The sequence below is a fragment of the Advenella sp. genome, from assembly GCF_052108595.1.
In the GTDB taxonomy this organism is placed as follows: Bacteria; Pseudomonadota; Gammaproteobacteria; order Burkholderiales; family Burkholderiaceae_B; genus Advenella.
Window position 1 is genome coordinate 1 of sequence record NZ_JBQEAU010000036.1, and the last position, 22,090, is coordinate 22,090.

General features: G+C 55.8%; 22 protein-coding genes. 11 read left to right on the forward strand and 11 right to left on the reverse strand.

What is annotated here, in order from left to right; translation table 11 throughout:
• Positions 1 to 765 (forward strand): hydantoinase/carbamoylase family amidase (locus ACTIKR_RS08495; protein WP_442327607.1); only part of this gene is annotated, 765 nt, incomplete at its 5' end.
• A gap of 59 nt (positions 766 to 824) precedes the next feature.
• On the opposite strand, the gene lysS is transcribed toward ACTIKR_RS08495, so the two are convergent.
• The 7 genes from lysS to ACTIKR_RS08530 form a co-directional block, all read right to left on the reverse strand.
• Entirely contained in the window at positions 825 to 2,351 is a 1,527-nt protein-coding gene (lysS, locus tag ACTIKR_RS08500; RefSeq protein WP_442327608.1) for a lysine--tRNA ligase, read from the reverse strand.
• 115 nt (positions 2,352 to 2,466) lie between these two features.
• Positions 2,467 to 3,219 (reverse strand): SDR family NAD(P)-dependent oxidoreductase, encoded by a 753-nt coding sequence (locus ACTIKR_RS08505; protein WP_442327609.1) that lies wholly within the window; start codon positions 3,217 to 3,219, stop codon positions 2,467 to 2,469.
• 1 nt (position 3,220) lies between these two features.
• Positions 3,221 to 4,325 (reverse strand): peptide chain release factor 2 gene (gene prfB / locus ACTIKR_RS08510; protein WP_442327610.1). Its coding sequence is split into 2 segments (ribosomal slippage): positions 3,221 to 4,243 and positions 4,245 to 4,325, totalling 1,104 coding nucleotides; the frame shifts between segments, so codons are not numbered across the junction.
• A 141-nt stretch (positions 4,326 to 4,466) separates the two neighbouring features.
• A complete protein-coding gene (locus ACTIKR_RS08515; protein WP_442327611.1) occupies positions 4,467 to 4,613 on the reverse strand; it encodes a hypothetical protein in 147 nt (48 codons plus the stop codon).
• A 140-nt stretch (positions 4,614 to 4,753) separates the two neighbouring features.
• Positions 4,754 to 6,466: a single-stranded-DNA-specific exonuclease RecJ gene (recJ, locus tag ACTIKR_RS08520; RefSeq protein WP_370540160.1), complete on the reverse strand. Its 1,713-nt coding sequence runs from the start codon at positions 6,464 to 6,466 to the stop codon at positions 4,754 to 4,756.
• Positions 6,454 to 7,413 carry a hypothetical protein gene (locus ACTIKR_RS08525; RefSeq protein ID WP_442327612.1) on the reverse strand — a complete coding sequence of 320 codons (960 nt, stop codon included), beginning with the start codon at positions 7,411 to 7,413 and terminating at the stop codon, positions 6,454 to 6,456. Before ACTIKR_RS08525 ends, recJ begins: the two co-directional genes overlap by 13 nt.
• Before the next feature lie 483 nt (positions 7,414 to 7,896).
• Positions 7,897 to 8,283 (reverse strand): hypothetical protein, encoded by a 387-nt coding sequence (locus ACTIKR_RS08530; protein ID WP_442327613.1) that lies wholly within the window; start codon positions 8,281 to 8,283, stop codon positions 7,897 to 7,899.
• A gap of 163 nt (positions 8,284 to 8,446) precedes the next feature.
• Between ACTIKR_RS08530 and ACTIKR_RS08535 the strand changes: the two genes are divergently transcribed.
• A complete protein-coding gene (locus ACTIKR_RS08535) occupies positions 8,447 to 8,644 on the forward strand; it encodes a hypothetical protein (RefSeq protein ID WP_193086941.1) in 198 nt (65 codons plus the stop codon).
• Between the two features lie 263 nt (positions 8,645 to 8,907).
• On the opposite strand, the gene ACTIKR_RS08540 is transcribed toward ACTIKR_RS08535, so the two are convergent.
• The gene (locus tag ACTIKR_RS08540) at positions 8,908 to 9,240 is read right to left on the reverse strand and encodes a DHCW motif cupin fold protein (protein WP_442327614.1); all 333 of its coding nucleotides are present in this window, start codon (positions 9,238 to 9,240) and stop codon (positions 8,908 to 8,910) included.
• 519 nt (positions 9,241 to 9,759) lie between these two features.
• Here ACTIKR_RS08540 and ACTIKR_RS08545 point away from each other — a divergent pair.
• The 5 genes from ACTIKR_RS08545 (at position 9,760) to ACTIKR_RS08565 (ending at position 14,574) form a co-directional block, all read left to right on the forward strand.
• Positions 9,760 to 10,242: a hypothetical protein gene (locus ACTIKR_RS08545; protein ID WP_442327615.1), complete on the forward strand. Its 483-nt coding sequence runs from the start codon at positions 9,760 to 9,762 to the stop codon at positions 10,240 to 10,242.
• A gap of 4 nt (positions 10,243 to 10,246) precedes the next feature.
• Positions 10,247 to 10,873 (forward strand): OmpA family protein, encoded by a 627-nt coding sequence (locus ACTIKR_RS08550; protein ID WP_442327616.1) that lies wholly within the window; start codon positions 10,247 to 10,249, stop codon positions 10,871 to 10,873.
• A 929-nt stretch (positions 10,874 to 11,802) separates the two neighbouring features.
• On the forward strand, positions 11,803 to 13,035 hold the full coding sequence (locus ACTIKR_RS08555; protein WP_442327636.1) for a lipoprotein-releasing ABC transporter permease subunit: 1,233 nt from the start codon (positions 11,803 to 11,805) through the stop codon (positions 13,033 to 13,035).
• Positions 13,028 to 13,738, forward strand: coding sequence for a lipoprotein-releasing ABC transporter ATP-binding protein LolD (gene lolD / locus ACTIKR_RS08560; protein ID WP_442327617.1), 711 nt, complete (start codon positions 13,028 to 13,030; stop codon positions 13,736 to 13,738). Before ACTIKR_RS08555 ends, lolD begins: the two co-directional genes overlap by 8 nt.
• A gap of 35 nt (positions 13,739 to 13,773) precedes the next feature.
• On the forward strand, positions 13,774 to 14,574 hold the full coding sequence (locus ACTIKR_RS08565) for a TatD family hydrolase (protein WP_442327618.1): 801 nt from the start codon (positions 13,774 to 13,776) through the stop codon (positions 14,572 to 14,574).
• Positions 14,575 to 14,846: 272 nt separating this feature from the next.
• On the opposite strand, the gene ACTIKR_RS08570 is transcribed toward ACTIKR_RS08565, so the two are convergent.
• Positions 14,847 to 15,191, reverse strand: coding sequence for a hypothetical protein (locus tag ACTIKR_RS08570; protein ID WP_442327619.1), 345 nt, complete (start codon positions 15,189 to 15,191; stop codon positions 14,847 to 14,849).
• 46 nt (positions 15,192 to 15,237) lie between these two features.
• On the opposite strand from ACTIKR_RS08570, the gene ACTIKR_RS08575 reads away from it, so the two are divergent.
• The 4 genes from ACTIKR_RS08575 to greB all read left to right on the forward strand — a co-directional run bounded on the left by ACTIKR_RS08575 (position 15,238) and on the right by greB (position 20,271).
• Positions 15,238 to 17,583: a DNA internalization-related competence protein ComEC/Rec2 gene (locus tag ACTIKR_RS08575; protein ID WP_442327620.1), complete on the forward strand. Its 2,346-nt coding sequence runs from the start codon at positions 15,238 to 15,240 to the stop codon at positions 17,581 to 17,583.
• A 137-nt stretch (positions 17,584 to 17,720) separates the two neighbouring features.
• A complete protein-coding gene (locus tag ACTIKR_RS08580) occupies positions 17,721 to 18,644 on the forward strand; it encodes an alpha/beta fold hydrolase (RefSeq protein WP_442327621.1) in 924 nt (307 codons plus the stop codon).
• Between the two features lie 216 nt (positions 18,645 to 18,860).
• On the forward strand, positions 18,861 to 19,709 hold the full coding sequence (locus ACTIKR_RS08585; protein ID WP_442327622.1) for a 3',5'-nucleoside bisphosphate phosphatase: 849 nt from the start codon (positions 18,861 to 18,863) through the stop codon (positions 19,707 to 19,709).
• A 4-nt stretch (positions 19,710 to 19,713) separates the two neighbouring features.
• Positions 19,714 to 20,271, forward strand: coding sequence for a transcription elongation factor GreB (gene greB / locus ACTIKR_RS08590; protein WP_442327623.1), 558 nt, complete (start codon positions 19,714 to 19,716; stop codon positions 20,269 to 20,271).
• Here the strand turns inward: greB and ACTIKR_RS08595 are convergent.
• Both ACTIKR_RS08595 and ugpQ read right to left on the reverse strand, forming a co-directional pair.
• The gene (locus ACTIKR_RS08595; protein WP_442327624.1) at positions 20,252 to 21,109 is read right to left on the reverse strand and encodes a 23S rRNA (adenine(2030)-N(6))-methyltransferase RlmJ; all 858 of its coding nucleotides are present in this window, start codon (positions 21,107 to 21,109) and stop codon (positions 20,252 to 20,254) included. The two genes, greB and ACTIKR_RS08595, sit on opposite strands and share 20 nt — an antisense overlap.
• 11 nt (positions 21,110 to 21,120) lie before the next feature.
• The gene (gene ugpQ / locus ACTIKR_RS08600) at positions 21,121 to 21,882 is read right to left on the reverse strand and encodes a glycerophosphodiester phosphodiesterase (RefSeq protein ID WP_442327625.1); all 762 of its coding nucleotides are present in this window, start codon (positions 21,880 to 21,882) and stop codon (positions 21,121 to 21,123) included.
• Positions 21,883 to 22,090 lie beyond the last annotated feature (208 nt).

Consider the following 22,090-nt stretch of genomic DNA (forward strand, 5'->3'; position numbering starts at 1 on the left):
GATGCGATCGTGCGTATGGGTGGCAGACCCAATGACTTGGTCAAGCGAGATGACATCAAGGCGTTTTTTGAAATTCATATTGAGCAGGGGTGTGTGCTGGAAAACGAGGCGTTGCCGATCGGCGTTGTCAGCGCCATTGTCGGCATCATCCGGGTGCACATCAAGTTTAAGGGACAAGCTGCGCATGCGGGGACAACGCCCATGCATATGCGCAGCGATGCACTGCTTGCGGCGGCGCAAACGGCCTGTGATATCCGCCATTTTGCTACCCAGATGGCTAGCGACAAGCCGGAGCATTACGTTGTGGCCACTTGTGGTCAGTTCAATGTCAAACCGAATGCCAGCAATGTCGTGCCAGGGTTTGCCGAAATTTCAGTTGAAATGCGCTCGGATCATCGGCCCAGCATGGAAGCCTTGCACAGGCAGCTCGAGCAAATTGCTGCTCAGGCGGCAGCAATGAATCAGGTTACGCTGCTATCTTGCGAGACGGTCACCGATACCCAGCCCGTCGTCTGTGCGCCGCAACTGATGTCGCATATTCGTGATGCCAGCGACAGCCTTGGGTTGCCGTACAAAGTGATGCCCAGTGGAGCAGGCCATGACGCTGCATTTTTAAGCCATATCTGCCCGTCAGCAATGATTTTCGTGCCGAGCAAAGAGGGTAAAAGCCATTGTGCGCATGAATGGACGTCGGCTCAAGAACTGGCCCAGGGGATCAGCGTGCTGATCGAGGCGATCGAGCGATTCGATGGCACAAGCAAATAAAAAAGGTGGCATGATCGCCACCTTTTCCGTGCAACATTACGTCGCTCATTACTGCGGTATCAGTCTTCCTTGCGCAGGTGCGGGAAGAGCAGAACATCACGAATAGTCGGGCTGTCAGTCAGCAGCATAATGTACCGGTCAATGCCGATGCCGCAGCCACCAGCAGGCGGCATACCGTATTCAAGCGCACGAATGTAATCGGCGTCGTAATACATAGCTTCTTCATCGCCGGCATCCTTGGCAACAACCTGTGCCTGGAAGCGTGCCGCCTGGTCTTCGGGATCGTTCAGCTCGGAGAACCCGTTGGCAATTTCGCGACCGGTAATGAACAGTTCAAAGCGCTCAGTGATTTGGGGGTTGCTGTCCGAGGCACGTGCCAGCGGAGAGACTTCTACCGGATAGTCAATGATGAAGGTCGGGTTCCACAATTGTGATTCGGCCGTTTCTTCGAACAATGCCAGTTGCAATGCGCCAATACCGGCGCGCCCCAATACCGGGCCATCTACTTCCGCGCCCAGCCGGCGCAATTCGGTTCGCAGGAAATCCATGTCATTGAGCTGTGCTTCTGTATAACCTTCGGCGTACTTCATGATGGCCTGCGTGATCGTCAGGCGATCGAAAGGCTGGCTCAGGTCCAGTGGTTTGCCCTGATGGGTCAGAACCGCACTGCCGGTCGCTTCAACGGCCACATCGCGCAGCAATTGCTCGGTAAAGTCCATCAGCCACTGATAGTCGGTGTAGGCCGCATAGAACTCCATCATCGTAAATTCAGGATTGTGCCGCGGGCTGACGCCTTCGTTGCGAAAGTTGCGGTTGATCTCAAAGACCCGTTCAAAGCCGCCTACTACAAGCCGTTTCAGATACAGCTCGGGCGCAATACGCAGGAACATCTGCATATCCAGCGCGTTGTGATGCGTCACAAACGGCTTGGCCGCAGCGCCGCCGGGAATGGGGTGCAGCATGGGCGTTTCCACTTCCAGAAAGCCAGAGTCGTTCATGACCGAGCGCATGGCAGCAATGGCCTTGCTGCGCACCTTGAAGGTGTTGCGTGACTCTTCGGTCATGATCAGATCGACGTAACGCTGGCGATAGCGCAGTTCCTGGTCGGCAATGCCGTGGAATTTGTCGGGCAGGGGCCGCAGGGATTTGGAAATCAGATTGATTGATTCCGCGTGGATAGAGAGCTCGCCCTTGTTGGTCTTGAATACGCGCCCACTGACGCCGATAATGTCACCGATGTCCCAGGTTTTGAATTGTTCGTAAACCTCTTCACCGACGCCTTTTTTGTCCAGATAAATCTGAATACGTCCGCTGGCATCCTGGATGGTGGCAAAACTGGCTTTGCCCATGACGCGCTTGAGCATCATGCGGCCGGCAACACAGGCTGGATTGGCCTGAGGGTCCAGGGTTTCTTTGTCGAATTGGCCAAACTGCTCGTGCAGCGCCTGCGCCTTGTGTTCGGGTTTGAAGCTGTTGGGATAAGCTACGCCTGCCGAGCGCAGGCGTGACAGTTTTCCTCGCCTTTCAGCAATGAGTTTGTTTTCGTCCACTTCGGTAGCGGGCGCGTCTTTCTGGATGTCGTTCATAGGGTTTACTGATGTTTAGCTTGGCATGTCAGGCAGATCTGACATGCCAGGGTGAATGGGGTTGCAACATTGCGGCGCGCTGCCCAGACAGGGCTACGACACCGCTATTGCCTGCTTACTGGCTGTACTGGCGTATATCATCAAGCTCTTTGCTCGCAAAGTGCTCGCTATTGATATATCGAATAACATTTTCTGCCACTGCCTGGGGGCTGCGCAGCACACCCGTTTCGTTCATCGCGTTAAAGCGCGCCAGATCGGGAAAATCGTCTGTGTTGCCGGACCTGATAGTGGCCTGCATGGTAGTGTCGATGACGCCGGGGGCAAGCGAAACCAGCCTGGCGTGCGGCGCTTCAAGACGGGCGACGCGTGTATACATGTCCAGCGCAGCCTTGGTAGCGCAGTACACGCCCCAGCCGGCTGTGGGAGAGCGTCCGGCGCCCGAGGAGATGTTTACGACCCGTACATCGGCGCTCAGCGCGCGGGTGGCGCGCAGCAGGGCGGTGGTCAGCAGCATGGCGCTGGTCACATTCAGATTGAAAGTGCTGGATATGGCATGGGCGTCGTCGAGCGTATCGTACTGGGCAACAGGGCCCAGCGAACCGGCGTTGTTGATCAGCAGATACTGGTCTGCGGTTTGATCCAGCTGGGCAAAAATGCCCAATGCAGCCGCTTCGATATGCTGCACATCTGACAGGTCATGACCATAATGAACATGCTGGCACCCGGATGCTTCGGCCAGCCGCTGCGTTTGCTGGTCGCTGTTGCGCGATACGGTAATGAGCTGGCGCGCGCTGCCCGCCAGATTGCGGGCCAGTGCTGCCCCCAGGCCACGCGAGGCACCGGTAACGATAGCGATGGTTCCACTCATATCAGACTCCCTGCTTTAAGCTGGCTTCGATAAACGGGTCAAGATCGCCGTCCAGCACCTTTTGGGTATTGGATATTTCGACATTGGTTCGCAGATCCTTGATGCGGCTATTGTCCAGCACATAGGAACGGATCTGGTGACCCCAGCCCACTTCGGTCTTGGCGTCTTCCAGTTTCTGCTGTTCAGCCAGGCGGTTGCGCATTTCCAGCTCGTACAATTTGGAGCGCAACATGGACATGGCTTCGGTCCGGTTGCGATGTTGCGAACGGTCATTCTGGCACTGTACAACAATACCGGTGGGCGCGTGGGTGATACGCACGGCCGAATCGGTTTTGTTGATGTGCTGCCCCCCCGCACCACTGGCGCGGTAAGTATCGACCCGTAAATCCGCAGGGTTGATGTCGATCTCGATGGAGTCATCGATTTCGGGGTAGACGTAAACACTGGCAAAGGATGTGTGACGACCATTGGAGGAGTCGAACGGGCTTTTGCGCACCAGTCGGTGTACACCGCTTTCCGTGCGCAGATAGCCGAATGCGTATTCGCCTTCTACCTTGATGGTTGCCGATTTGATGCCGGCTACGTCGCCATCTGACTCTTCCAGCACTTCAGTTTTGAAGTCCTTGCGTTCGCAATATCTGAGGTATTGGCGCAAAAGCATGGAAGCCCAGTCCTGGGCTTCGGTGCCACCGGCGCCGGCCTGGATGTCGACAAAGCAATTGAGGGGGTCGGCCGGGTTGGAGAACATGCGGCGAAACTCGAAGCCCTCGATGATCGTGCCAAAGCCGTCGGTATCTTCTTCGATGGCAAGCAGGGTCGCATCGTCATCGTCGGCACTGGCCAGTTCGAACAGTTCTTGCGTATCGCGGATGTTTTGCTGGAGTTCATCCAGGACAAGGACGACGTTCTCCAGTGTCTTTTTCTCCCGGCCCAGCTCCTGGGCTTTCTCGGGATCGTTCCATACGTCTGGATTTTCCAGCTCCAGATTGACTACCTGCAGTCGTTCCGATTTGGATTCGACGTCAAAGATACCTCCGAAGCGCGTCCTCGCGCTCAGCGTAGTCTTCGAGACGGGCGGCGAGTTGGTTTTGACGTTCTGCTTCCATGCGTGTTATTCCCTTGCTGAGTAATTTTGCTTAACCCTTTATTTTAGCGCACCCACGCGCCATGGCTGGCCGAATGCCGATATTCGGCTGCAAAACTTGCCCAGCGCTTGTGCACGCGATTTAGAACTGAAGTTGCAGCAATCAGCGTGCAGGTTGCTGGCCGGATACGTTGCCGAAGGCGCCGCCGACCGTGCCAACCACACCGTCAATATGCTGTCCGGGTGTGCCGGTCGTCGTGCAGGCGGTCAAAGTCAGAAGGGTAAACAGAATGGCGCTGGTAAGTTTCATAAGTTTTTTGGGAAATAAAAGGGCAGCGTAACAAATTGCCGTCAGCTTGCCTTGTCGGGACGGTAAACGTTGTAACAAGAATACCTGAAAACGGCCCGTTTGATAGCGATCGTAATAAATGGCACGCCGCCGCGCTACCTCTAAAAGGCAGCAGGCTCGGCGTGACGCACCATCAGTTGCACATTTACAACGCCATTCCAGGCATTGGGTGCAATTTCATAGATAAGATCGGTATATTCCGGCAATGCTTCGGCATGATTGAACCAGATCGCATCGTATTGCTGGTTCATGCGTTCCAGGCGTAATTTGAGGTGTTTTTCCTTGAGCAGACGCTGATTAAGGACCCTGAACGTGTCCCGGAAAAGCGGGGGAGGGAAACCAGCACCCCACACATGCTCATGCAACATGCCGGCCACTTCTGCTGTCGTAAAAAGGGGATCCAGCGACCCGTCTGTCTCGATCAGCGGCTCAAAGCTGTCTTTGCCGCTGATGCGGCGTACGGCCAGGTCAAAGGCCTCTTCGAATTCGGCAAAAGCCTCTTGCCGCAGTGTCAGTCCTGCGGCCATGGCGTGCCCCCCGAACTTCAGAATCATGCCCGAATGGGTTTTGGACACCAGATCCAGTACATCGCGCAAATGCACATCCGGGACCGACCGGCCCGAGCCGCGTAGCTCGCCGGGGTCGCCCGGGGCAAAGGCCAGGGTGGGTTTCCAGAATTTTTCCTTCAGCCGTGAGGCAACGATTCCCACCACGCCCTGATGCCAGTCTGGATGAAAAACGCAGACAGTGGCGTTGCGGGCCTTTTCGGGCGCTTCCAGGCTGGCCTGGGCTTGCTCGCTCATATCCTGTTCGATCGTTCGACGCCGATGGTTCATCGTATCCAGTTCGCGGGCCAGCGCCAGCGCTTCTGCCTCGTCATCCGTCGTAAGGCAGCGGATCCCGATGCTCATGTCGGCCAGACGGCCAGCGGCATTGATGCGCGGGCCGATGCGAAAACCCAGATCCAGTGCTGTTGCTTCACGGTTGTCGCAACTGGCGACCAGGAACAGGGCTTTGAGGCCGGGCTGCAACTGATTATTACGGATCTTTTTCAATCCCTGCGATACCAGCAGGCGATTGTTGGGGTCCAGCCGCACCACATCGGCCACAGTTCCCAGTGCGACCAGATCGGCCAGCGCGTCAAGCCTGGGGCCCGCCTTGGCATCAACCCAGCCACGGCGGCGGAACTCCGCGCGCAGCGCCAACAAGACATAAAAGATCACACCCACGCCGGCCAGGTTCTTGGAAGGAAATTGGCATTCGGGATGGTTGGGATTCACGATCGCGATGGCTTCGGGTAGCGCATCGCCAGGCAGGTGATGGTCTGTGACCAGTACCTGCATGCCAAGGTCGTTGGCCGCCTGTACGCCATCGATACTGGCAATGCCGTTGTCCACCGTAATCAGCATATCCGGCTTGCCGGCATGGTGTCGGCTGGCCAGCTCCACCACTGCGGGCGACAGGCCATAGCCGGTTTCGAATCGGTTTGGCACCAGAAAATCCACATCGGCGCCAAAGGCGCGCAAACCACGCAAGGCGACAGCGCATGCGGTGGCGCCATCACAGTCGTAATCGGCAATAATCAGCAGTTTTTTCTTGGCGGCGATGGCATCGGCAAGAATGGCCGCAGCCTTGTCGGCCTGATTGAGTTCAGACGGGTTGATCAGGTCGCTCCAGGACAGGCGCGTTTGCTCGGACGAGGCCACGCCGCGCGCGGCCCACAGACGGGCCAGCAGCGTGTGAATGCCACTTTCCTGCAATTGTTTTTCATAGTCCGGATTCACCAGACGGGCTGTGATTTTTACTGAGACCACCATTGCTTCCATTGCTTGCGTTGACCGGGCAGCCACTTGAGCAGCGCCGGTGTAGGTTCCAGGGTAAGCCTGACCCATCGGTCGTCGCCGGTCAGGATCAGGCTGACTGGCATGGTAACAGGGTTGCCCCCAGATTGGGTTTTGAGGGCTGCCGCCAGTTCAAGTGTAAGTGTGCGCTCCACTGCCGGCAACAGCGCCAGCCAGTGGCCCCATTGGCGCTGGCGATGAGGCGCTTCCAGGTCGCGTATCACGATCGGCATTGTCATTGATGGTGCGGCCAATTGCGCCGGCGCGGCGCCGCCAAACAGCCAGCCGCCATTGATCAACGGCATTTGCCTGTCGCGTCGCGTCTCATTCACGGGGTGATGATGCCACGCAATTTGCAGTTCACTGAGCAGGCGGCGCAAGGGTTTGAAGGCATCCTCCTGGGGCCAGACGTGTGCCAGATCGGCGCTGGCAATCAGCGTCGGGCTGCGTGACGGCAAACTGAAACCGTCCGGTACGGCCACTGTCCAGCCTTCAGCGGTGTGGCCGGTCCAGGTAATCGGGGTATCGGTCAATATATCAGCCGCACTTTCATAAAGCGCCATGCTTTCCTGCTCTGTCACAGCAATGTCGCTCGCGGTCAGCATGTGCGCGCCGCTGTTGCTCAGGCCAAAGTGTGCAAGCTGAAACAGCCAGACGGGTTCAGCGCTCTGCGCTTGCGGCACCAGCATTGGTGCCAGGGCGGCACAGGGTGCCTGGCCAGGCGTGGGCGTAAATTGATAATGCTGCACCAGCCAGGCTTCGTAAGGCGTGCAGCCTGTCTGGTCTGGATCGGCCAGGTGAATATGCGGGGTGGCGTATTCGAACAAGCGTCGCAGTAGCGGCGCGGTTTTTTCCAAATGGATGGCGGTTTCCGCTGCCACGGAATGCGGGGGCAGCGCCCCGGGAATGATTAGTTTCATGCTGGACAGGTGCGCATATTCAAAACCCAGGTTCTATGCAGTGCCAGGGATTCTGGTTTATTGAGAAATATTGAAAATGAAAGAGTTTGGGACATGGATTCGCATGAGGCGCCATTCATTGCGGGTGCATCGCGGTCCCGGTGCGGGACCTTTGTGCAGGAAGGCGTGCAGCGCGCTCAGATGGCTTCAATTTAAGTGACCGATCAGGGGATTATAACGGCTAAGTCTCGGCAGCAAGCGTATCTGCAACAGGACGGCGACGGGCATGCTCCTGGGTACCGGCAATGTCCGGTGTTGCGTTTTGGCTGTAAATAACAGCGTGGCCTGCGGACAACGCGGGCAAGCGTTGCCACGATAGTGCGGCCAGGCATCGGACAACTGATGGGGAAAGACGCTTTAACACTATAGGGTCGTCAGGCGGGCAAGCGGGCGGTCAGGCAGGCACGTTCTGGTTTGCACGGCTCTTTCCCGGGCCGCATGAACTTATCCTGTGCGTTCATCCTGTGCGCGCTTGATATCCTGGATGATACTATCTTCGATCAACTCGGCGTCGGAGGTGATGTTAACGCTGTATCCGTTGCCAACCGGCACCCATTTTCTGCGCCTGCTGCCTGAGCTCGGCATTTTGCAGGATACCTTGAAATTGTATTGGCTTTGCGCCGGAAGGCGGCTCTTGCTCGCACCCACTTCGTAGTAGCTGGTGACCGATATCTTCAGATCTTTCTGGTCAACCTGGGCATCGCGACAGATACGATCCCGGGAAATCAGTTTCCAGATCTGCTCTTCGGTATTGTTGTTTGAACGGAAAAAATAATTAAAAATGAGGAATGCAGCTATACCTGCAATAATTAATACACTATCGATACTCATTGGTTGTCCTCATTTAGATAAGCTAGAGATCTTACCTATCATTTGCCTTCTTGGGTCAGGTATTGGCCTTTTATGAAGAACCGTTTTTGCTTTCACAGGGTTTATGGCATTAATCCGGGCTCACAGGGGCATAATGGTTAGTCAACTATCAAATGGGTACGCCATGAACAGAAAAGCCATGCAAATCGCCACAGCACCGCTAAACGCAGGTGGCGTCGTGTTAATCACTGTGGCCAATGACGGTTCGATCTGGCAATCGAACAGGCAAAACACTTCTTCATCAAGTGACAAATGGTCCGAATGGACCAAGCTGCCGGATCTGCCTCAAGGGGATTTTGACGAAGCACTCAAAGAAGGGTGACAACGTTCAAGCCACGCTATCGGTTCGTTCCCGGTTTGATCGACCAGGGCAAAGTGACCTGAGCGATCTGTGTTGTTGCGCCATGACGGTTGGCGGTTAAGTAATAGTATTCCGTAATGATACTACGGCCCGTTGTGATACGGGGATGTCGCCATGAACCGGTCACCTGCTCTGGACGTCCAGTGCCTTTTGTGATGAGACTATAAAAGAAGTGGACAGGAACGCTGATCTGATGCGCGATTGATGATCGTGTTTTTATACTGTCAGTCCACAATAAACAGTTTGACGCCGGTGCGTGTGAAAGAACGATGGGCTGCATCGCCGAAATCAGAGACCTGATAGCTCATGCCCGCTGTGAGTGTGAATGTGCGGCCGTCTTTCAGTTGTGATTCCAGCTCGCCTTCCAGCACATACAGAATATGCCCGCGATCGCACCAATGATCTGCCAGATAGCCTGGCGTGTATTGAACCATCCGCACGCGAACGTCGCCGATATTGAGCGTACGCCATAATGCCTTGCCTTGCTCTCCCGAATGTTCGGTAGCCGGTATTTTGTCCCAATCGGTGACGGTAAAGGCCAGGGCAGGTATCTTCAAAGTAAACCTTTGCGCAAAATAGTTGTATGCCCGCAATTATAGCCCGGCCATTGCATTTTTTATCAAATATATGTGACCAGGATGGCGCCCATGACAACTGTCATTGGCGCCGTCTTTTTGCTGTGTCCGGACAGCAGCCGGCTTCAGAGCCATACCCGGCAGGGGCGAGCCGTGAAACGGCCATACGCTCCATGGGTCTGTTGATCGTGCTGCACCTGATGCACAGCCCACAGGCGCCTGGGATGCTAATGAAAATGATGATTGGCAACGTAGCGCCGTACTCGCGACGTATTCAGCGAAATAGGCACCCAGAGCAAGGTGAACGCGCTTGCATGAGTCGCCCTGGTGGGCTGTATACAAATGTAATAATTGTCACTCTGTTGCCTTAACGATATAGGGAAATAGTCGCGTCAATATAATCGGCATATTGGTAGTGGCGAGTTCTTGCCGCTTACCTTTCATGCTGGAAATATCCCGATACCCTAATCCACCAGACTGACCAACCAGGACTAAAATCAGATGAAACTTCGCACTACCGTTACTTCGCTGTCTTTGCTTATTGCTGCCATGCTTCCGTTATCTTCTTTTTCACAGACGGCAGCGGCAGACGCCCAGCAAAGTTCTCTGGCAAGCGGTCTGGTGGCCGATGGCGGCGCATCGGCAGAGCTGACTTCAGTCGTAAAAACGGGTAATCGCGTGACGGTCAAAGTGCGTTTCATAGAAACGGACCCGGAAATAAACAAGATCAGTGTACTGTATTCCCGTCTGGACAAATCGGCGTACGAAAACGACTTTTACCTTCTGGCTGGAGATAAAAAGTACCTTTTATTGAAAGACTCCGCAGGCAAGCCATTGGCTCCCGAAAAACTGGTATTGGCCGGCAAGGGGAAATTGCGCGGCATCTGGTACGGCACGTTTCCCGCGCCGCCCGCAGGTGAAAGCCTGATGTTATTTCTGCCGAATATCGAGCCGCTTGGCCCGTTCACAACCACGGATGAATGAGCCAATGCAGCGCGGTTATCTTATCCGTATGGCGCGGTTATCCTGGTTGCTGCTGGCGCTGGGGCTGTCAGGCATGGCGATCGCGCAAAATGATTATGACCCTGACCAGTACGTTCTGGACCTGGTACCTCAGGTACTTGATTTGCAGGCCACTTCCTCTGATTTACAGGTAGCTTCATCGGATTTGAATGCGGCAGCCAGCGAGCTGTCCGAGAGTGCGAAAAAGCTTATCGAAGAAAATGGCCGCATCTCCGTGCGCAAGGCCGATGGCGGCACCATTCTTTCTGTTGCCAGTGATATTCTGTTTGCTTTCGATAGCGCGAATTTGTCGCCAAAGGCTCAGGCAACATTGAAGGATATCAGCACCATCATCCGTGATAGCCAGGTGAAGGTGGTGAAAGTGATCGGGCATACGGATGCCAGGGGAACAGACGCCTACAATCGGAAACTGTCTAAGACTCGCGCACAATCGGTGGCGGCGTTTCTTGTCCGGGAAGGGGTGGCGCAATCTCGGATAAGGTCGCAGGGGCGTGGAGAAGCCGAGCCCATGGCTGAAAATGAAATCAACGGCAAGGACAACCCGTCAGGAAGAGCGAAAAACCGGCGCGTTGAATTCGTTCTGCCCAAGTAGGTATATTTTTATCCTGGGCCCGGCGCCTGTTATATCTTTTTTTTTTGCGAATCACGCTGATCATTCTGCAGATTTTTCAATCAGATAGGACGCCATGTGTGCCATTGATGCAGCGGCGTCGGCATGACAGCGGTCAGGGACGGCGGATTTTTTTCTGCGCATTATTTCGATAGTCATTTTCCAATCAGTAGCTATGGCAGCGCTTTTTTCGAATGTTGCGGTCGCCGAACAACGGGCTGGTGGTGGACAAAGCGCGTGTTATGTGATGACCGCGTTCCATGGATCCACAAGGCAGACGTCGTAGCACAATTTACTGCTGTAGCGAAACTTGCGCGACCAGCCCGGCAATGGGCGCAGGCAAAAGGGCTGAATCCAGTGCAAAGGCAGGGTGCGCTAACGCACCCATTGCTTCATTTTTGCAATATTGCGGGTTTGCCGGCACCTTGTTTTTTGGGCCACCGGTTAGGTTCGGTCAGCACAATGGCGATCACCGATTATCCGACATTCCCTGATAGATTATCCGACATTCCCTGATATATAGACGTGCTGTGACGGCACGAACCGCGCTCGCCAGTGTACTGGCCAGAGCTGCGACCGGCACTGCCGGGAGCTGAGTCCGTAGTGCAGGGTAATGGGTGTCGGTATGGGAATGCAAATTGAACGGAACAAAATACACTGAAATACAATCTTATAGAGGAGTCTGGGCTTGCCTGTCAGCCATACGGGTTTTCAGATATCATCGGGGGCTTGTTCCCTATTTGTTGCGCCCGCCGTTTATGGCCGGATCCGCCGGTTATCCGGTAACCGCATGATAGATAAATGAAATTTTCTTTTAATTCAGTTGTTCCATGCTGGAATGCTGATCTTTGTAAAGAACAATATACGTGAAAATACCTTTTGAATTATGGATTGGTGCCCGGTACGCCGGCCTGACACGCACGCGTGGGCGCGGCAGAAAAGGCGACCGGTTTGTCTCTTTTATCGCAGGCACCTCCATGGTCGGGATTGCATTGGGCGTTGCTGCGCTGATTATCGTGCTGTCGGTCATGAATGGTTTCCAGGTTGATGTGCGCGATCGCATGTTGTCGGTGCTGCCTCATATCCAGCTGGTCGTTCCCAATGAAGATCCGGTTGCGGTCACGGATAACTGGCAGAAGCTGGCTGAGCAGGCCAAGCAGAATCCGCAAGTAGAGGGCGCCTCGGCCTTTGTTGCAGCGGGCGGCATGCTGGCGCGGGGCGATGTACTCAAAGGCGTGGAGATACGCGGCATTGATCCGAAAAACGAAGGCAACGTTTCGGAATTACCGCAGCAAATGATCAACGGCTCGCTCGACAGCCTTGAGCCTGGCAGTTTCAAATTGGTGATCGGCAGCAACCTGGCCCAGTATATGGGCGTGACGGTCGGCGACACGCTGTTGCTGATGACACCCCAGGGTTCAATCAATCCGTCGGGCTTTTCGCCCCGCATGCGTCAGTTCACCGTATCCGGTATTTTCTCGTCCGGCCATTACGAATATGATTCCAATATGGCCTTTATTGCAGTAAAAGATGCGGCCGTGCTGTTTCGTGATGTTGGGTCAGCAGGGGTTCGGCTGAAAATTCATGACATGATCGGTGCGCCCGAAGTGGCTACGCAATTGACCAACTCATTGCCGCCAGGGGTGGTGGCGCGTGACTGGACCATGGATAACCGAACCTGGTTTGCTGCAGTCAAAACCGAAAAGCGCATGATGTTCCTGATCCTGGTTCTGATTGTCGCGGTCGCTGCATTCAACCTGCTATCGTCGCTGGTGATGGCGGTCAAGGACAAGCAGTCGGATATTGCGATTTTGCGCACGCTGGGCGTCAGCCCCTTTCAGATCGGCAAGATTTTTCTGGTGCAGGGTTCGTTGATCGGCTTTATCGGAACCTTCCTGGGCGTATTGTGCGGCTGTCTGGTTGCCTACAATATCGATGTGGTGATTCCTTTCATTGAGCGGCTGTTCGGCATCCATTTCCTGGATCCCAGCATTTACTTCGTTAGTACGCTGCCATCGCACCCCGAAGTGGACGACATCGGCCTGATCGGCATCACGTCGCTGGTGCTGTCGTTGCTGGCTACTATTTACCCAAGCTGGCGGGCTTCCCGCCTGCAACCTGCAGAGGTGCTGCGTCATGATTAAGCCGGAAAATACCGCCACGCAACAGGATTCTTATGCCCTGGAAACGCGCGATGTGGTCAAATACTACGAGGACGGAGACGCGCGCCTGGATATTCTGAAAGGCGTATCGCTGCAGGTTTCTGCCGGCGAAATGGTTGCGATTATCGGCGCATCTGGCTCGGGAAAAAGTACCTTGCTACATATGCTGGGTCTGTTAGACAAGCCTACCTCAGGCCAGATTCTGATCAATGGACAGCAGACCCATGCGCTGCCTGAAAAGGCCATCAGTCGTATTCGCAATGAGAGCCTAGGGTTTGTCTATCAGTTTCATCATCTGCTCAATGAATTCAATGCGCTGGATAATGTGGCCATGCCATTGATCGTGCGACGGATGGATCGCAAGCAGGCGCGTTCCCAGGCCGAGGCTGTACTTGAACGTGTAGGCCTGAAAGAGCGGATCCATCATACGCCAGGACAACTGTCGGGCGGTGAGCGTCAGCGTGTGGCATTGGCGCGAGCCCTGGTGACGCGACCAGTGTGCGTGCTGGCCGATGAACCTACAGGGAACCTGGATCGTGAAACGGCGGCCAGCATGTTTGCTTTGCTCAAGCAAATGAACACGGAATTCAAAACGGCGTTTGTGATTGTGACCCACGATGCCAAACTGGCGTCGCTGGCCGACCGGCAACTACTGATGGAACGGGGCGTGTTGCAGGCGACATAATCACACGCAACGCGCTGCCGCGCGAAGGAGAGGTCATGTTCATAGATACACATTGTCATCTCGACGCATCCGAATTCAATGACGATCGCAATGCTGTTATTGCGCGTGCTGAACACGCCGGAGTCAGGCAGATCGTCATTCCCGCCATCGGGCGCAGTAATTTTTCCACGGTTCGGCAACTGGCTCACTCTTTTGCCGGTGGCTATTATGCGCTTGGCATTCACCCTTTATTCGTTGCACATGCGGCCGAGGATGATCTGGAGATTTTGGCGCAGGAAGTAGAGCGGTCTCTGGCTGATCCGCGATTTGTCGCCATCGGCGAAATTGGCCTGGATTTTTTCGTGAAGGATATTGCCCAGGGGCCGCCGCGCGAACGCCAGGAGTTTTTCTACCAGCAGCAGCTCAAACTGGCGAGCGCGTATGATTTGCCCGTGCTGCTGCATGTGCGTCGTTCTCAGGATATCATTTTGAAGTACCTGCGTCGCTACCCGGGCGTCGGTGGTATTGCCCATGCTTTCAATGGCAGCGATCAGCAGGCTGATCATTTTGTTGGCCTGGGATTTGCTTTAGGCTTCGGTGGCGCAATGACGTTTACCCGTGCGCATCAGATCCGTCGGCTGGCCAGCCGCGTTTCCCTGGCAAATATTGTGCTGGAAACCGACGCTCCGGATATTCCCCCGGCCTGGCTGCATGAGGATCATCCCCGCAATACACCAGAGCAGATTCCGGCCATCGCCCAGGTGCTGGCTCAATTGCGCGACCAGTCGGTCGACGAGATTGCCCAGGCTACTGGCGCAACATCTTTGCAGGTTCTGCCGCGCTTGGCAGCGTCCTGAGGCGCGAACCAGGCAGGCATGGCAAATTTGGGCGTCGTACAGTCTGCAGCCTGCGGCTATACCTCATGGTACGCGGCAATCGCAAAGGCCAAACTGCTCCATGATGGGGCGGACGGTACGCAGTCCATTCTTGGTGGCGCTTGTTGTATGGCCTGATTGATAAATCAGTCACGAACATCTTGCTGTGCAGCTCGGGCCGTTGAACAATGACAGCAGCAAGATTGTTGATCCTGACCCGGCCTTATGCACGCGCGCGCTACGCTTTCTGTTTTTCACCGTTCACCTCTTGAGTGCGCGACGCAATGTTCGCCTGCGCGCGGCACGTTACCGGCAAGCGCTCCCGAGCCGGTTGCACACCGCTTGCATTTACCTGCGTTCGTCTGGATTTTCTGCTTCTCGTTGGGCATTGCCATTGTGCAATGGTGCCCGGTGCTGCCTTCTGTGCGTGTGCTGATCCCCGTATGGCTGGCCTGCCTGTGCATCTGTTGGTCGTTGAAGGCTTCATCGCGGGTGTCGTCAAAGGGATTTCGACCGCCACAAGTCTCGCTATTGCAGCGGGTAAGCGCAGCAAACCGGGCAACACAGGGCAACGCAAGGCACCATACCGATAGCTGCATAGATAACCGCACCGATAGCAATAAAGATATACGCCTTTGCCGTTTCATGCCAATCCTCATCCGCGTCGCGCTACCATTGAGTGTGCTTGGTCTGTGCGTGCTCAGCGGCATGTTGTATTCGGTCTGGCGGGCGCATTGGCGCCTGGCAGACAGCCTTGATCGGCGACTGGAAAATCGTCCGCTATCGGTGCAGGTGCAAGTGACTGGGTTGCCCCGAGATCTGATCAATGGGTGGGCATTCGAGGCGCGCATTGTCGCGGGTGCGCTTGCGCAGCGCGTGCCCGAAAGGGTACTGCTGCGCTGGTATACCGGCGCGCGTACCGGACCGTTTACGCCACCGCAACGGCCGGCGGCAGGCTTGCCCGATCTTCGCCCCGGGCAACTATGGCAAATGACGGTAAAGCTCAAACACAATCATGGATTACGCAATTTTCATGGCTTCGATTACGATGCCTTCCTGTTTGCTGCGGGTGTACGCGCCAGCGGTACGGTCATCGGTTCGGGGCGCCTGCTGCGTGACGAAGTCTGTGGCGCATGGGGACCCTGTATTGAACGGGCCCGGTTTTCCCTGCGCCGTGCATTGGACCAGGTTTTGCAAGGCAAGCGCTATGGCCCTGTGATTATTGCGCTTGTCATGGGAGACCAGAACGGCATCAGCAACGACGACTGGCAAGTCTTCAATCTCACTGGCATCACACATCTGGTATCTATCAGCGGCTCGCATATTACGATGCTCGCTGCACTGGGCAGCCTGGGCGTGTTTCGATTGTGGCGACGGCTGCGTCTGCAAGGCAAGCAACTGGCTGAACGCAGGCCGGCCCAGATCGTGGCCGCCAGCGCGGGCTTGCTGGTCGCTGCGACCTATTCGGTGCTGGCAGGGTGGGGCGTCCCGGCGCAGCGCACCTTTATGATGCTTGCAATATTCTGGCTGTCTGTCGTCTGGCGTGCCCGTATAAAAAGTGTAACCCTGCTTGCCCTCGCGGCCTTGTGCATACTCGTGCTGGATCCGTGGGCTGTGCTGTCTATCGGATTCTGCCTGTCCTTTGCCGCTATTGCCAGTCTCATGTTGTGGGGATCCCGTAGCAAGCAACACGTGTCGGCAACGCCAGCTCTGGTGGTCAGTGGTTTGCAGCGGCTGTGGGACGCTGCCAAAATGCAGCTGTTCATGAGCGTTGCCCTGGCGCCGTTGCTCATAGGCCTGTTTCAACAATATGCTTTTGTTTCGCCGCTGGTCAATGCCTTTGCCATCCCGGTGATCGGCGGACTGGTTACGCCGCTGGCGCTGTTGCTGGCCGTACTGTGTGCAACCGGCTTGTGGCCATCGGCAGCCGTCTGGCTGGCCGATGGCGTGCATTGGCTGCTGGAGACTGTTTTAGTTGCGGCACATGGGTTAGCAGGCATCGAATGGGCGACGCCCGATTTTCCTGCCGTACCCAGCCACTGGATTGCACTGGGTATGCTCGGGCTGTTTGTGTTCGTTCTGCCCAAAGGCATTCCTGGGCGTGCGCTGGGGTTGGTATTGCTGATTCCTGTGCTGTTTTTTCGGCCGCCCCGACCATTGGCGGGAGACTGGTTCATGACCGTGCTGGATGTCGGGCAGGGTGCTGCCGTGCTGGTCAGTACGCAGCAGCATCACCTGCTTTTTGATACGGGCGTGCGCAGCAGTGCCAATAGCGATAGCGGCAGCCAGGTTGTCGTTCCTTATCTGCGGGCCGTGGGCATTGATGCGCTGGACGAGCTGATCATTTCCCATTCCGATATTGATCACGCCGGAGGAGCGGGCAGCGTGCTGCAGCAGGTTAATGTGAAGCACGCCTATGCCTCATTTGCGCTTAATCATTACCTGGAACGCGAACAGGATGCCCTGCAGCGGAATTTGCTTGTGAAAAACCCGCAAGCGACCTTTGATTATTGTCGGCGCGATGTGAGCTTTGAATACGATGGCGTTCAATTTCGTTTCTATCATCCTTCCGAAATCAAGGGGATGCCCGCCAAGGCGGATAATGACCACAGTTGTGTTTTGCGGATACAGGGCAGGCATCATTCTGCGTTATTGACTGGTGATATCGGCGCTGCTGTTGAAGCCCGGTTGCTGCAGGCGCCTTCGCCAATTCCCGCGACTGATGTGATTATGGCGCCGCACCATGGCTCTGCAAGTTCATCGTCGATGGCGTTGGTCCAGGCCATGCAACCGATCCTTGCCTTTGCCCAGGCGGGTTATCTGAATCGTTACGGACATCCGGCCAGCGACGTGGCGACGCGTTGGCGCAATGCCGCGCAGCTGTATCTGGATACCATTGCTGCTGGCGCGATTCAGATCCGATCCGGCGCCAATGGTTTATGGGTAAATTGCGCAAGGGCATCGCGGCAGCGCTATTGGGATGGCTTTTAGCTTATGATAATCAGGCCCGGGGACCTGCATGCCCGCGACACGTTTTTTCTGTTGCGATGCTTTTGAGCCTATGCGTTCACACCCCAGGATATGCTGTTTTGCATCCCGTTTAACGCCATTCCGTTCAAGGAGTTTTTATGCAATCGCCCCGTTTGAATTTCGTCAACTGCATGAGTCCTGCCGGTATTCATCGCATGGCCTATCGGGAGTGGGGAGATCCGACCAACGGACGGGTGCTGTTGTGTGTGCATGGATTGTCGCGCAATGGCAATGACTTTGATGAAGTGGCCAGGGCCATGTCCAAAGAGTACCGTGTCGTCTGCCCGGATATCGCCGGACGCGGCGCATCCGATTTCCTTACCAACCCTGCCAGCTATGTCGTGCCTCAGTATGTTTCGGATATCACCACGTTGCTGGCAAGATTGCAGCCGCAATCGCTCGACTGGCTGGGCACGTCCATGGGGGGCCTGATCGCATTGGCTTTTTCCGCCGTGGTCGGCGCCAAGCACGCAGCCATCGCAGCGGCGGGCGACAGTGCGTTGCCCAAGACCACCGGGCTGTCCCTGGGCAAGCTGATCCTGAACGATGTCGGGCCGGCGATCGAGCTGGCCTCTATCGAGCGGATTGCCGGCTATGTTGGCCTTCCTCTGCAATTTGACGCCTTTGAGGATGCGGTCAACCATATGAAAACCAATGCGGCCGCTTTCGGTCCGCTAAGCGATGAGCAATGGGTGACGTTTACCAAGGCGGCCATGGTGCAAAAAGGCCAGTTCTGGACCCAGCATTATGACCTGGCGATCGCCCAGGCCTTTGCAGGCCTGAAAGACGAAAAAATGCTCAAAGCCGGTGAAGCCATGCTGTGGCGGGCCTTTGAGTCGTTGCAATGCCCGATTCTGCTGATCCGAGGCGAGCGTTCCGATTTGTTAAGCAAAACGACAGCGGAACAAATGCAGGCGCGCAATAAGCACCTGCAAATGATCGAAATCCCCGAAACAGGCCATGCGCCTTCATTATTGCCGCAGTCACAGGTGCAGGCCGTGCGCCAGTTCCTGCTGTCCTGAGCCGCGACGAAGGCAGCTTCGCGCCATAAAACCGCCCGGGAGATGTCTTTGCAGGGCAGAGGGCGTAAAATATCAGCAGGATGACAGCTTTTTTATGCAGGCGTTTTTGCAGAGCGCCTCTCTTGAGCGCTCGTGCGCAATCCCCGGGCTTGGACAACTCAGTTTATATGGGTTGCTGGACCACATAGAACATCAATCGGCATTACAGGAAGGACCATGACAGAGTCGCTCGCATTCAAGGCAGATTTACACTGCCACTCTACCGCATCGGACGGCGTATTGGCGCCTGTCGAGGTAGCAGCGCGCGCGCACGCCAATGGCGTGACCCTGTGGAGTTTGACTGATCACGATGAAATCCGCGGAATCCCGCAAGCCAGGGAAGCGGCCCGGTCGCTGGGCATGCAGTTCGTTTCGGGCATTGAAATCTCGGTGAGCTGGGCCGAGCACACCTTGCATGTGGTAGGACTCAATATCGATATTGAAAACAGACGGCTCAACCAGGGGCTTGAACAGATTCGGCGAGATCGCGAGACGCGTGCCCATCTGATGGCAGACAAGCTGGCTGAACTGGGGATTGCCGGAACCTATGAGGGCGCCCTCAGTTATGCCGGTAACCCGAACTTGCTGAGCCGAACCCATTTCGCACGCTATCTGGTTGAGCAGGGATATTGCAAAAGTATGCAGGATGTATTCGATCGCTACCTGGCCGATGGCAAGCCCGCCTATGTAGCCGGCCAATGGGCCGGGCTGGATGAGGCGCTCAACTGGATCCATGACGCCGGTGGCATCGCGGTCATCGCACATCCTGGTCGCTACAAATATTCACGCCGGGAGTTTACGACGCTGTTTCGCACGTTCAAACTGATGGGAGGCAAGGGGATCGAAGTAGTCACCGGTTCACACACGCCCGATCAGTACCACCAGTACGCCAATGTGGCACGCCAGTATGGTTTTCTGGCGTCCTGCGGATCAGATTTTCATAGTCCCAAGGAAAGCCGCATGGACCTGGGCAGATTGCCCCCCATGCCAAGCGACCTTGTTCCCGTCTGGAAAGCATTCAACTGAAATTATGAATAAAGCATTTGTCAAGGAAAAGGAAGACGACGACGAGGACGATCAGAGTCCCGAGGCCGTTTCCCTGCCGCCAGGCACCCGCAATTACATGACGCGTGGTGGCTACACGATGCTGCGCGATGAATTGACGCATCTGATGAATGAAGAGCGGCCCGAAGTGGTCCAGATTGTGTCATGGGCCGCTTCAAACGGGGATCGCTCTGAAAACGGCGATTATCTCTATGGGAAGAAACGATTGCGCGAAATTGATCGCCGGATCCGCTTTCTGACCAAACGGCTGGAGATTGCCGAGGTGGTGGATCCCGGCAAGCAGCCTGATCGCGACCGAGTGTTTTTTGGCGCCCAGGTGCTCTATTGCGATGAACTGGGCCAAGAGTTTCGTATCACCATTGTAGGCGTTGACGAAGCCGAGCCCCTGCAGGGGAAAATCAGCTGGATTTCGCCGGTCGCCCGGGCGCTGCTCAAGGCCCAGGAAGGCGACACGGTCACGTTGCGCACGCCTTCAGGCGTCAAACAACTGGAAGTGCTGGAAATTATTTATCCTGATGAGTGAGTGAACACTGCGCCTGATCGTCCTGTGCCAGCTGTTTTTCCAGCACGGGCATGGCTTGGCGCAGTGCTGTCACCAGGGTATATGGTGGATTGACAACAAACATGGCGCTGCCATACAGGCCATAGCCGTTTTCCGGCGGCCTTTTTACCGCCAGGCGAACGTGCACCCAACTGGCGTCGCTGATCTTTTCCAGCTGCTTTTGCATATCGTGCACTTCTTTACGCCGCACCAGCGGGTACCAGACCGCAAAGCAGCCGGTCGCAAATTTTTTCAGACCTTCCCTGATGGCTGTCAGGGTATGGCGGTAGTCATTCTTGTCTTCGTAGGACGGATCAATCAGGATAATGCCGCGTCGTGGGGCAGGTGGCAGTTGCGAGAGCAGGCCGGTAAACCCGTCTTTCTCAAAGACGCTGACCTGTCTTGCCACATCCCGCGATTGCATCTGTATATTTTCATCCAGATGCGTGATTTCGGTAGGATGCAGTTCGAACAGGCGCAGCCTGTCCACAGGGCGCATCAACTGCAATGCGATCCATGGCGAGCCAGGATAGACGCTCAGGCCACCCTGATCATTGAGCTGTCGCACATGGTCGACGTAGTCGGCCAGCAGCGCGGGCAACTGGGGCAGGTGCCACAGCCGCTCGATGCCGTCGCGAAATTCGGCGGTTTTCTCCGCCCAGGCATCGGTCAGATCATAGACGCCGGCACCGGCATGGGTGTCAATGACCCAGTAGGGCGCGTCCTTGCGATTGTAATAATCGAGAATATGCAACAGGACTGCGTGTTTGAGCACGTCGGCATGATTGCCGGCGTGAAATGCGTGACGGTAACTGAACATGTGGCAGTACTTTAATAGGCGCCGAGATCGGCAGGAATGCGGACGAGCTCGTCCGTGAAAATGGCATCGCAGCCCCAGGCCAGCAGCTGTTTGGCCCGACGGTAATCATTGACCGTATAGGCGCATACTTTGTAGCCGGCGGCGTGGATCCGAGCGATCGTAGGTTCGTCCAGATATTTCTGGTTCAGATTGATGGCATGGCAGCCCAGCGATTCGAGCGTGCTTTCAAAATCTTCGGGCAGGGTGTCGATCAGGAAAGCCCGTGGCACATCGGCGGCCTCGCGTGCAAAGGCAGCCAGCGCCTCGCGTGAAAAGGACGAAACCAGCGGGGCGACGCCGCCATTTGCCCACCATTGCGTCACGGCCTGGGCCACTGCGGCGCCGGTTTGTGCTTCACGGCCAGGACATGGTTTGATTTCGATATTGCAAAGCAGGCTGTTTTCCAAAATGAAGCGGGCAAACTGGCTGAAGGCCGGCAATGGCTCCCCTGCGTACCAGGCCGAATGCCAACTGCCCATATCCAACTGGCCCAGCGCTTTGAATGGCATGCCGGCTGCCGCACCTGTGCCGTCAGAGGTGCGATCCACTGTGTCGTCGTGCAGCACAATCAAGACGTCGTCGCCGCTGAGCTTGACGTCAAACTCCGACATGATAAAGCCATGGTCGTAGCCGCAGCGCAGGCCGGCAAGCGTGTTTTCAGGGGCAATGCAGCCGCCGCCACGATGTGCGATAACGGCGGGGTACGGCCAGGATACAGGGGATTTTGAGGACATGCGGGCACCAGGGGTCGAAAAATAAGGGCAATAGCAGGCATTGTCGCACGCCGGCTGGCGCAGCACATGCTGCAGCCTCATGCCAGCCAATTGCCTGAATTGATGCTAAAGTTTTATTTTAATTGAAAAAGCGCTTAAAATAAGCGGTTATTCTGAATCGCTTTGCCATCAGGCGGCGTTTCGCTTTCGCATCAGACATTCATTTTGG

Coding starts and splice junctions, on each gene's coding strand:
- ACTIKR_RS08505 (WP_442327609.1), bottom strand. CDS start 3,219: ATGAGTGGAACCATCGCTATCGTTACCGGTGCCTCGCGTGGCCTGGGG.
- lysS (WP_442327608.1), bottom strand. CDS start 2,351: ATGAACGACATCCAGAAAGACGCGCCCGCTACCGAAGTGGACGAAAAC.
- ACTIKR_RS08530 (WP_442327613.1), bottom strand. CDS start 8,283: ATGAGTATCGATAGTGTATTAATTATTGCAGGTATAGCTGCATTCCTC.
- lolD (WP_442327617.1), top strand. CDS start 13,028: ATGATTAAGCCGGAAAATACCGCCACGCAACAGGATTCTTATGCCCTG.
- ACTIKR_RS08550 (WP_442327616.1), top strand. CDS start 10,247: ATGCAGCGCGGTTATCTTATCCGTATGGCGCGGTTATCCTGGTTGCTG.
- ACTIKR_RS08545 (WP_442327615.1), top strand. CDS start 9,760: ATGAAACTTCGCACTACCGTTACTTCGCTGTCTTTGCTTATTGCTGCC.
- ACTIKR_RS08565 (WP_442327618.1), top strand. CDS start 13,774: ATGTTCATAGATACACATTGTCATCTCGACGCATCCGAATTCAATGAC.
- ACTIKR_RS08525 (WP_442327612.1), bottom strand. CDS start 7,413: ATGAAACTAATCATTCCCGGGGCGCTGCCCCCGCATTCCGTGGCAGCG.
- greB (WP_442327623.1), top strand. CDS start 19,714: ATGAATAAAGCATTTGTCAAGGAAAAGGAAGACGACGACGAGGACGAT.
- ACTIKR_RS08580 (WP_442327621.1), top strand. CDS start 17,721: ATGCAATCGCCCCGTTTGAATTTCGTCAACTGCATGAGTCCTGCCGGT.
- ugpQ (WP_442327625.1), bottom strand. CDS start 21,882: ATGTCCTCAAAATCCCCTGTATCCTGGCCGTACCCCGCCGTTATCGCA.
- ACTIKR_RS08515 (WP_442327611.1), bottom strand. CDS start 4,613: ATGAAACTTACCAGCGCCATTCTGTTTACCCTTCTGACTTTGACCGCC.
- ACTIKR_RS08535 (WP_193086941.1), top strand. CDS start 8,447: ATGAACAGAAAAGCCATGCAAATCGCCACAGCACCGCTAAACGCAGGT.
- ACTIKR_RS08575 (WP_442327620.1), top strand. CDS start 15,238: ATGCCAATCCTCATCCGCGTCGCGCTACCATTGAGTGTGCTTGGTCTG.
- ACTIKR_RS08595 (WP_442327624.1), bottom strand. CDS start 21,109: ATGTTCAGTTACCGTCACGCATTTCACGCCGGCAATCATGCCGACGTG.
- ACTIKR_RS08570 (WP_442327619.1), bottom strand. CDS start 15,191: ATGCAGCTATCGGTATGGTGCCTTGCGTTGCCCTGTGTTGCCCGGTTT.
- ACTIKR_RS08585 (WP_442327622.1), top strand. CDS start 18,861: ATGACAGAGTCGCTCGCATTCAAGGCAGATTTACACTGCCACTCTACC.